This window comes from Helicobacter salomonis (assembly GCF_900197775.1).
Lineage (GTDB): Bacteria > Campylobacterota > Campylobacteria > Campylobacterales > Helicobacteraceae > Helicobacter > Helicobacter salomonis.
Genome location: NZ_FZMA01000018.1, coordinates 1 through 10,270, shown reverse-complemented (window position 1 = coordinate 10,270; position 10,270 = coordinate 1). Strand labels below are relative to the sequence as shown.

The following is a 10,270-nucleotide window of genomic DNA, read 5'->3' as shown; positions in this document are numbered from 1 at the left end:
CTTCCAAACAACCCCGCCCCTCCGCTCCAAACCCCCACAGCCAGCGCATGTGCCCTCAGTGCAACCACAGGAACCTCAGGTGTTTCAGACACGCAAGAGGATTACATTCTCTCTCCCATGGTGGGCACCTTTTATCGCGCCCCCGCCCCCGGAGCCAATCCCTATGTCAACCCCGGTGATACAATCAGAAAGGGGCAAACTATTGGGATTGTCGAAGCAATGAAAATCATGAATGAAATCGAAGCCGAATGCGATTGTAAAATACTCTCTGTAGAGGTAGAGGACGCCACCGCCGTAGAATACGGCACCCAGCTTGTCAAAATCCAAAAACTCTAAGGGACCCCATGCCAGAGAAAAAGAACCTACAGCGCATTCTCATCGCTAACCGCGGGGAAATCGCCCTACGCGCGATTCAAACCATTGAGCTCATGGGTAAGCAATCCATCGCCATTTATTCCATTGCCGATAAAGATGTCCACTATCTCAACACAGCCAGTGCCAAGGTCTGTATCGGGGGAGAAAAGTCTGCCCAGAGTTACTTAAACATCCCTGCCATCATCAGCGCAGCCGAGCTTTTTGAAGCCGATGCCATTTTTCCAGGCTATGGCTTTTTGAGCGAGAATCAAAACTTTGTAGAAATCTGCAGCCACCATGGAATCGAGTTCATCGGCCCTAGCGCACAGGTCATGGCTTGCATGAGCGATAAATCCAAAGCCAAAGCCTTGATGAAAGAGGCGGGCGTGCCCGTGATTGAGGGGAGCGAGGGAGTTTTGCGCGGGTATGAAGAGGCTCTAAGTGTGGCTGAGCGCATTGGTTTTCCCATCATCATCAAGGCGGCCAATGGCGGGGGAGGGCGGGGTATGCGTGTGGTGCAAGACCCCGCCTTGCTCAAAAATCTCTACCTAGCTGCAGAAACAGAGGCCTTGAGTGCCTTTGGAGACGGAAGCGTATATATCGAGAAATTTATCCAAAACCCCAAACATATAGAGGTGCAAATTTTTGCAGATAAACATGGCAATGTGGTGCATGTGGGCGAGCGGGATTGTTCCACCCAACGCCGCCAACAAAAACTCATCGAAGAGACCCCCGCCATCGTGTTGAGCGAGGAAGTGCGCGCGCGTCTCTTAGAAACAGCGATCAAAGCGGCCAAATACATTGGCTATGTAGGGGCGGGCACTTTTGAGTTTCTGCTCGACTCCAATGGGGAAGATTTTTACTTCATGGAAATGAACACACGCCTCCAAGTGGAACACACGGTGAGTGAAATGGTGAGCGGGTGGAATTTCATCGAGTGGATGATTCAGATCGCACAGGGGCAAGCCCTCCCCCCTCAAGAGCACATCCACACCCAAGGGCATGCCATCGAGTGCCGTATCACCGCTGAAGACCCCAAAAACTTCTACCCCAGTGCTGGGCTCATCACCTCTTGGATTGCCCCGGGGGGTCTGGGCGTGCGTTTAGACACCCACGCTTATGCTGGTTATCGCGTCCCCCCCTTCTACGACTCGATGATTGGCAAGCTCATCGTGCACGCCCCCACGCGCGATCAAGCGATTGTAAAGATGAAACGTGCACTCAGGGAGTTTAAAGTCGAGGGAATCAAAACCACCATTCCCTTCCACCTAGAAATGTTAGACAACCCCGATTTCCGCCACAACCGCATCCATACCAAGTACTTAGAACAGCACAGCGAGTGAAGCGCCTAATTACGCTGACGCATTTGATAAGCCAGCGCACGCTGGTTTTGTGTGTCTAAGTGATAGCGTTTGTCATAGGCATTCTGCACGGCAATCTTTAAAATATCGCGCTGATTAGCATAGAGGGGCTCATCCCATATATCCAGCACCAGCCCATAGAGTTGGATATTGCCCACCAAGAGCTCAAAGACTCGGGCGCGGTCTTTGAGATATAAATCTTCGTCTAAGCCATAATGAGTCACATGCAAGAGCACGCGTGCAAAAACCTTAGAGGCGAGTCTGGAGGGGAGTTTTTGGGATAAATAGGTTTTAAGTTTCTCTAGCTGGGAGTCTAGATCGTTTTGATTGGAGAAGATCAGCACCCCAAAGATCAACACTTGGGCATTGAGTTTCTTGCCTAAATGGCGGGTTTGCCACTGGATGAGCCATTTTCTGATCTTGGAGAGTTGGTAGAACGCTGGCATGCATATTCCTCAAATTTTGGGAGAGTATAACACACCCCACCCCTCCAATCCCCTCCAAATCTTCAACCCAGCCTAGAAGTTATAGACATAGTTGAAGAAGACGGAGACATTTCTTTTGTAAGCAACGGTGTCTCTTAGCCCATTCAAATCACTTTTGAAGTAGTAGTTCACCGCCAAAGGAATGCGCAGCCCGATCTCAAAACCATTGTGCTTGTTGATATTAGTTCTAAAGCCAATATTGAGGGGCACTTGGAAGTAGCTGGTATTCATCTGCACACTACCTCCCTGAGATTTGATGTAATTCATTTGGCTGATGTAGCTACTCGCACCCTTGACAAGCCATGAACTACCTGCTAGCATAAAGCCTGCAAAGATACCACTGGTATACTTCGCATCCTTACTTTCATAGAAGTTGTAGAGTGCATCGATCCCAGCCCCATAGACAAAGTTATCTAACTCATCTGTGCTACCATCCATGAAGGTTCCGTGTTGGTAACTGAAGCTAGCATAGTAACGCAAACCAAAGCGTTTCTTTTTACCAAAGAATTGCTTATACCCAAACTGTGCATTCACCCCATACATGTTGCCATTGGAGTTGCTGGTGCGCATAGGGGACAGATGAGCTCCATTGTAAGTCGTGACAATATTGCGCTGTGCGAGTTGCTGCGCCATTTTCAACTGTGCTGCTTTGGCATAGGTCAAGGCTGTTTGCACTTTGCCCAGCAAGTTTGTGACGGCTTGAACTTGTTGGGGGGTCAAACTCCCCTGAGTAACAGGTAATCGATCCTTTGGCATCATCAATACAATTGCCTTCAAAGGCCCTAGGCCTTCCACGCTCGCACCGTTGACACCGGGTTGCCCCTGGTTAGCAGCTAGCTCACTGGCTAAAACCTGCTGGAGGTCTTGCAACTGAGTGATCACCCCAAGCAGATTGCGCATTGCGCTGTCATAGTTGATCGTGGGGCTAGCAATCTGCGTGTAAACCGCCCTGAGTGCCCCAAAGGCGTTTTGGGCTTGAGTGTCCGTGGTGGTAGAGCCAGCCACCGCTTCGGTCATGCCTGTTAAGAGCTGGACCACCGTTGAACTCTGCTTAGAAAGGAATGTCGCCTGATCGTTGATCACCGTGGTAACATTTTGCAAATAGGTTTGGGCGGTGTCGCTAGTAGCCCCACCAGTGCTAGAGAGCAAGCTCAGCGCACTAGTAGCCGCATTATTGGCCGTAAGCATACTAAGCAGCATTTTGGCCTCAGCCCCCGCGACAGTATCGGGATTAATGGTGGGCAGGCTGTCATTAGCCGCTTTCATCGCACTCAAGAGCCTATTGATTGTGTTGATACTAGCTGTGCTAAGTTGCCCCTTGCTCACGCTCACCCCATCGCCATTGGAGGGGTTGAGCACGCCTTTGAGATTGTGCATACTCGCAGCATTAGCAATGGCAGTTTGGAGCACATCGGCGATGCTGGTTTTGCTATTGAGCAAGCCACTCAAACCAGACTTACCACTCTGCCCTGTGGCCGCATTCGTGTAGGTCTGAGACTGGGTGAGCATATTGGCTAGAGTGGTGTTAAGCAAGTTTGTCTGCATGTCGGTGCTGTTTTTAAATTCATCGCTAGCCAGCACTTGGGTAGCAGCAGCAGCAAGCTGGGCGGGAGAAGCCACGCTTATGACATAGGCCACACTATCTATGCTTGGATCAGCGAAACTGCCATTAGAAATTAGGCCCATATCGGATGCCAAATAGAAAGCCATGAGCCCGGCCAAAGAGCTAGCACTGGCAGCAGCAGTAGGGACAGAATTCGTATCAGGGCTAATCGCACTGAGACTATTATCCAACGCGTATTGCGCCAATGCCTGAGTGGTGGTGGCTAGCGCGCCTGAATCGCTTCCTCCGCTGGCGGCTGTTTCATTAAAGAGCGTGTTGGCGTTTTGCACAATGCTAGCGATGGCATCATAAACGGCCGTAGTGCCTACCGCACCCGTAGCAGCAGTTCCCAATGTCCCACCGGTCTTAACCGCTCTGAGTGCGTTGTCGTAGTTGGTAACCCAACCCAGAGCATTGCTGAGCATCGTTTGCACATTAGCACCAAAATTAGGGCTGTTGAAGTTAGCCACCGCCGCCCGAACAGAAGGCTTAAACTTAGCATTGAGAGCTTGCAATGTGCCAGCAGAACCTACAAATGCATTGAGATTCTTGAGAAATTGCGTGGCTATAGCTGCAGAATTAAGCACCGCAGTGTTGCCACTTCCTCCAGTGAGAGCAGAGCCATTCCAACTCTGCACAGCTCCTCCTATAAAGTCTTTGACTGCAGTTTGCAAAGCAATGATGTTAGCGTCACCGGTACCAGCATTGAAAGTACCAGGATCAGCCAAAAATGCCTTGAGAGTAGGGTTGGCTTCAATGTTTTTCACAATGCCATTCACCACAGCGACAGACACTGGATTGATTGTTGTCAGAGTATTTGCATTAGGGGCAACACCAGCGCCAGCACCATTAGTGCCAGTTGTAGTAACAGTGGTGCCATTGATACCGGTAACAGTATTGGGGATGGGGCCAGTCAGGTCGAAGGCGGTAAGGCCAGCACCAGCACCTTGCTTAAACAGCGTTACCATTTGCCCAGATGTGCCTTGGATGGTAGTGGCTGAACCAGCACCACTCCCCATCACCGTGTTTACCCCATTAATCAGCGTCTGATTTCCCACAACCCCATTGGTTTGCCCATCAACGGGGGTGAGCATTGAAGAAATCTTTACAATACTCTGGGCCACACCAAGGAAAGTGATGTCGTCGTTATCAGTAGCCCCAATCGGTGCAGAACTGTTGAACCCATTCCCAGTAGACCCAGTCCCCGTGGTAGTCAAATTGCCTAAACTTAAGTTAGCAGCGATATTGAGATTTGAGGCATTGGTAGTTGTCAAATAATCCACAGCCGTATTGATCGCCTTATAAGCTCCCAGCGTGCCGTTGATATTGCTACTCAAGTTTGTAGTAACCACCTTGTTATCGCTCACTCCCGCTGGGCTAAAATAGCCCGCCAAATTGTAGATCGAGTTGGCGATGTTATTGAGATCGATGGCTGCCTGAGTACCCGCTCCAGAGGCAGGCGCGCTTAAGATCGAATTGCTGGTGTTCAGATTGCTAAAATAAGCGTTCCAAGCTTGGGCGTTAGCGATGTCATTGCCCATGGTAGTAGCTAGATTAGTGAAAGTAGTGGTATTGAGATCTAGCGTGGTAGATGCTCCGGGGTTCAAGGTGCCAGAAATGGCTAGATTGAAAAGCCCTGGACTACTAACCGTGCTCACTAACGCTCTGGCGGCTGCCTGGTAACCATTGCTTTTGAGAACCTGGTTTTCTTGCATAACGAGCGCGTAAGGGTTGTTAGCGATGGCGGCATTCACTTTAGCTTGCAGGCCCTGCAAGTATTCGTAGCGGTTTAAGAGGTTTTGCAAATTGTTGATCGCGCTTGTGCCTACAGAATTGCCTGTGAGGGTCTCATAATCGCTATTGCCCTGGAGGTATTTGATCACACTCGCGGCAATGCTAGCCCCCTTGCCATCGGTCAAGTTGTTGAGCAAGGTAACATTGTGGTTGTAGGAGTTGATCGCATTGATCACGGTGGTTACATTATTAACAGCTGTGCCGACATTATTGGGAATGGCTCTAGTTGGAGTGCTGGGCTTAGCAAACCTTGCCAAATCGGCTGGATTAATCTGCTTCAAGAGATTGCCCAGAGCTGTCGCTGCAGCAATCGCGTTGTTTAGATTAGCTGCGCTGTTGATCGCACCACCGGTTACACCCACTGCCAAGACCTTGCTACCAACGGGTAGACCACCCACCTGTGTAACTAGGGCAGTATTGGCTGTGATGAGCGCATTGGCATCTGTAATCACCTGGGCGATCCCACTAGCTGTGTTCAAATCTTGCTTACTAGATAGCAAATTATTCAAACTGGCTACAGAGTTAGTGCCCCCGCTCTTTAGCCCCATTACCGCTTCATAAGCCGCCCAAACATAGGGGGCATTGGTAGAAGCGGAACTAATGAGAGGGGTTAGTGCTGTGGTAGCGTTAGCTAGGGCCGTGGCTGCATCGATTGTGCCACTGGCGAGTTGCTGCCCGATGGGGAGTAAGGCATTCACTACAGAGGTTAAGGTGGTGCCGGCATTGTAGTTGCTCGTAAGTGCCGTATAAGCGGTTACATTAGGACCACCTCCGTAAGTACTGGTTGATGTGGCGATATTCCCGGCAAAGCCAACATTGCTCCCAGTCTGTGCCCCAAACGCCCCGATGTAGCCAGCACTGATCGCATTGGAGGTTAAGACACCTCCAGAGAGCAGACTATTGATCGTGTTGAGATTGGCTAGATTGTAGAGCTCGTTATTACTCGCAGTCGTAAGGTCACCCAATGTGGTGGAGTTTGCATTGGCACCCACACCTCCGCCTCCACCCAGCCCAAAGGTATTGGGGCTTACCGTTACCGTAGAGTTGTTCATATTGCTGGTGGTTTGCATGTTCCCATCGTTAAAAAAACGATTCCCATTAGTGCCACTATAGAGTGTGCCCACGGCTTTGTTCAACTCGGCTACAAGCCCTTGCACGGTGGAAATATTAAAGCTGGAACTACCAGCCCCCGTGCCATTGACAAGCAAGGGTAAAGCCCCCTGAAGCTGGGTTGTCAGGGTGTTTACCGCCGCATTGGCAAAGCCTAAGTTTTGCACTGAGCTAATGGAGCTACCCAGCAAGCTGGATAGGCCAATATCCAAGCCCGCTTTACCGTTGGTGGTAGTCCCCATGTTTTCGTAGCTAGCGATCTGAGCTTTGAGGGCTTGGATTTGGCTACTCAAATCAGTAACACTCAAGCTCCCATCTAAGAAGTTCTGGCGCGCGCTCACCCCAGTGGCCATCCCAATTTCTCTAGCAAGAGTGGGGAGGTCTTTTACATAGCCCACAATGGTGTTTTGAGTAGCAGCCGCGGTAGCCATACTCTCAAGCTGGCCCAAATTTAGCCCCTGTGCGACCTTCTCTAGGGCTTTTGTGGTATTTGTCATGGTTGTGATGAGAGTCCCGATGCCAGCAGTGTTGGCGGCTACATTAAAACCAACGCTACCACTGGCTGCACTAGTTAAAGCGGTGACTAGTTTGCCAAGAGGGGTGGCTCCAAAGGTAAGGCTAGTTGTCTCTGTGCTGGCATTGGCAGCACCCACGAGTGCCGTCAAGCCCTCAATCACTTTATTTCGCAAATTAACTTCGTAGTTGGTACTCGTAGGTAAGGCAGTAACTTGAGCAGCAGCATCGGGAGCCACCGCCCCCGTCCCAGTACCTAAGACTTCTGAGAGTGCAGCGTTAAGATCAAAGTCTGGCTTTATGGCAGTGCCTGCGCTTTGGATGTTTGCAAGCGCGGTTTGGATACCTGCTATACCTTGGATAGCTCCAAGAGTCGCCTGTAGTTTAGCCGCATCTAAAGTACCAAGAGCAGCACTCGCCGTATTTTTGAAGTTGCCAAAGACACTGTTGTTGAGATCAAGAAGGCTATTGGCAATCTGGGCCTTGGTGGCGGAGGGCTCAAATAGGTTAGGACTCATCCCATTGATGGTTTGAAGTGCCTGCTTGGGTAAATTAGAAGCCAAGAAGTTATTGTTCAAAGCGTTGGCGATTGCCTCCTTAGTTTGGGCGATCAAGCCATTTTGCGCCGTACTCGCATTCAAGGCATTGTAGAAATAATCTAACGCGCTGGCTTGGGCTTGTTGCACACTAGTAGGGGAGCTAGAATAATTCTGCGTGATTGCCCCCACATAGTTATTGAGCAGGTCCTCTGAGTTGAAGAAAGCCTTGATGTTATTGAGGGCTAGGGCTTGGTTGTTGATCGAATCGGCATTACTACCCGCACTATTGAGAGCACCGCTGTTGTACATCACATTGGCTGCGGCGTTGTTGATCCCCTGGGTTAGAATACTGCCTAACAGAGAAGAGCTAGAGAGCATGCTCCCCAAAGTGGTGCTGTTCTTGTTATAGCTCATCGCATAGCTCAAGAGATTGCCTAAGGCTGCATTGTAAGTTTTATTATAGGCACTTTGGTTGAGCACGCGCTGAGAGATCCAGGAGGTAACGGTACTAGTAGCAACTGGACCTGTTGTAGGATAGAGGGTGGTGGTACCCGGAACGGTGGAGCCGTTCGCCACATTGTTTGAAGTGAAAGATGTCGCTGTATCCACCCCATTGGTGTTAAGATAGCTAGATAGCTTGCTCAGCAAAGTGCTGAGTGTGCCGTAGTAGTTTGTGGAAGTAGTGTTACCAAAGGCGTTGAAGATCTGACCTACGCCAGTCCCACTGAAAGAAAAAGCGCTATTTGCAGTAAAGGCGGTCTTAAGGGTAGTGTTGTTGCCCATCCCATTTTGGATTGTAGTGAGGAGTTGGTTGACCTCCAGGGCTTTGATCAAGGTATCGCCCAAATTAGAGGTACCTAAAGCACCCTGGAGTTTAGTTAAGTTACTGGCTACCGCGCTGTAGGCGTTGTAGACGGCTTCGTAACCATCACCCTTGGGGGGGTGGTTGTTTATGACTTGATTATCAGTGGTATAGTTGGTGTTAGGATTGACCAAACCTTGCAAGGCAGCCTTAACCTGGGCGGCATTCTGCCCCTTACCCACCATGTCGCTCAAGGTGGTGAGAACGGCATTGAGATTAGCTGCTGCTGTGGTCGTGCTAGCGGCATTGGAGTTGGTAACATCGCTTAAGGGGGTGTTGAGCACCCCATTGGCGATGATTTGTAAATTGCTTACCAAACCGGTTGTGCCTAGTTGTTTCATCACGGTAATATAGTTGTCGTTTAAGGTGGTCGCGTCGGTGGCGATTCCTCCCCCAGCGATATCGCTATTGAGCTGGTTAATCGCACTCAAGGTGTTGAGCGCGTTGTAGGGAGTGGGAGCAGATGGGTTGGTGGCAACCAGGGAGTAGCTGGTAATACCATTAGCTGCTGTGGTGGGAGTAAAGAAGGTAGCCCCGGGGGTGTTGTTAAGTATACCGGCAAGCCCAGAGAGCGCGCTACTCAACCCCGTACTAGCATTGACAAATTGCCCCCCCAGTGAGTTGAGATTGCCCAAAGCAGTGCTTAAATCCGCGCTGTAGGTCGCAAAAGAACCCGCGGTGTTTAGGTCGTAACTGAGCGTGTTGATCGAGCTGGTAAGTTGTGTGATATTGGTATACACCCCACCGGCCAAAGTGTTGACCTGATCGGTTGTGTAGCTAGCCCCGACTTGGCTGGGGGTGAGATTGCCCGTTACCTTGGCGGCCTGCCCAGTGCTTCTGGCGATACTAAAATAATTGTCCGTGATGCTCGTGCCGGGGTCTAAAATATTATTGTTCGTATTTACCCCCCCAAAGGCCGTGCGTGCGCCATAAGCACCCGTGGCGTTGGCCCGCAAAATGCCAACCAAGCTATTCACCGCTGAGAGGCTGTAGATGCCTAATTGGTCTGTGCTAGGGTTGCCTGAAAGACTACTGGGGAGAGTGCCGATGTAGCCATTTAACAGCCCACCGCTACCATAGAGATTGTTAGCCGTGTTGTAAGGGTTGTTGAGTGTCCCATTCCCAAAAGGGGCATTGGGTGAGGTGGTGCTGAGTGGGGTGGTGCTACCGGGGGCAGTGATGGGGGCGATGGTGGAATCACCCCATGGAACACCAGCGCCACTATTGGTAGGGCCATTGAAAGCACCAGAAGTATCCATGCTGTAGTTACCCCCCAAAATGCCCGAGATGGAGTTAACCATGTTTACTACATTCACATCGGCAGCATCCAAAGAGGGCACTAGCCCAAAGCAGGCCCCCAAGGCCAAACTCACGCTTGTTTTAAAACTCGCTTTTTTTCTCATATAGGTCCTTTTCAATGTGTCGCTTTAAAATATGTCGTGTAAAAATTAGGGACAGTTAGCACCAACGCAAAGAGTGTCGCCTGATTGGGGGGTGTTGTAGGGATTTTGACTCGCGGTGGGCGTAGGTGCCAGGTTGGGGCTAGCCCCCGGAGCCTGATTGGCGAACATATTTTGCTGCATTCCCAAGGGGCTATACCCATACGGAGCATTCGTTCCACTAGCCCTTGTCATATTCGAATACTGAAA

Annotated in this window: 4 protein-coding genes; 2 read left to right on the top strand and 2 right to left on the bottom strand. The window is 50.4% G+C overall.

The window, feature by feature from the left end; genetic code table 11:
- Positions 1-336, top strand: a 336-nt coding sequence (accB, locus tag C6H04_RS03675; protein ID WP_104696359.1) for an acetyl-CoA carboxylase biotin carboxyl carrier protein, incomplete at its 5' end; no start/stop codon positions are given.
- Between the two features lie 8 nt (positions 337-344).
- Complete coding sequence (locus C6H04_RS03670; protein ID WP_104732358.1) at positions 345-1,697, top strand: acetyl-CoA carboxylase biotin carboxylase subunit; 1,353 nt, start codon at positions 345-347, stop codon at positions 1,695-1,697.
- 5 nt (positions 1,698-1,702) lie between these two features.
- Here C6H04_RS03670 and C6H04_RS03665 read toward each other — a convergent pair whose 3' ends face one another.
- The gene (locus C6H04_RS03665) at positions 1,703-2,161 is read right to left on the bottom strand and encodes a hypothetical protein (RefSeq protein ID WP_104696357.1); all 459 of its coding nucleotides are present in this window, start codon (positions 2,159-2,161) and stop codon (positions 1,703-1,705) included.
- A gap of 72 nt (positions 2,162-2,233) precedes the next feature.
- Positions 2,234-10,024, bottom strand: a complete 7,791-nt coding sequence (locus C6H04_RS03660) for an outer membrane protein (protein WP_104732357.1) — start codon at positions 10,022-10,024, stop codon at positions 2,234-2,236.
- Between the last annotated feature and the right edge of the window lie 246 nt (positions 10,025-10,270).

What these genes read in the sequence shown, in the direction of transcription:
- C6H04_RS03665 (WP_104696357.1), bottom strand. Translation starts at nt 2,161, where the DNA reads ATGCCAGCGTTCTACCAACTCTCCAAGATCAGAAAATGGCTCATCCAG.
- C6H04_RS03670 (WP_104732358.1), top strand. Translation starts at nt 345, where the DNA reads ATGCCAGAGAAAAAGAACCTACAGCGCATTCTCATCGCTAACCGCGGG.
- C6H04_RS03660 (WP_104732357.1), bottom strand. Translation starts at nt 10,024, where the DNA reads ATGAGAAAAAAAGCGAGTTTTAAAACAAGCGTGAGTTTGGCCTTGGGG.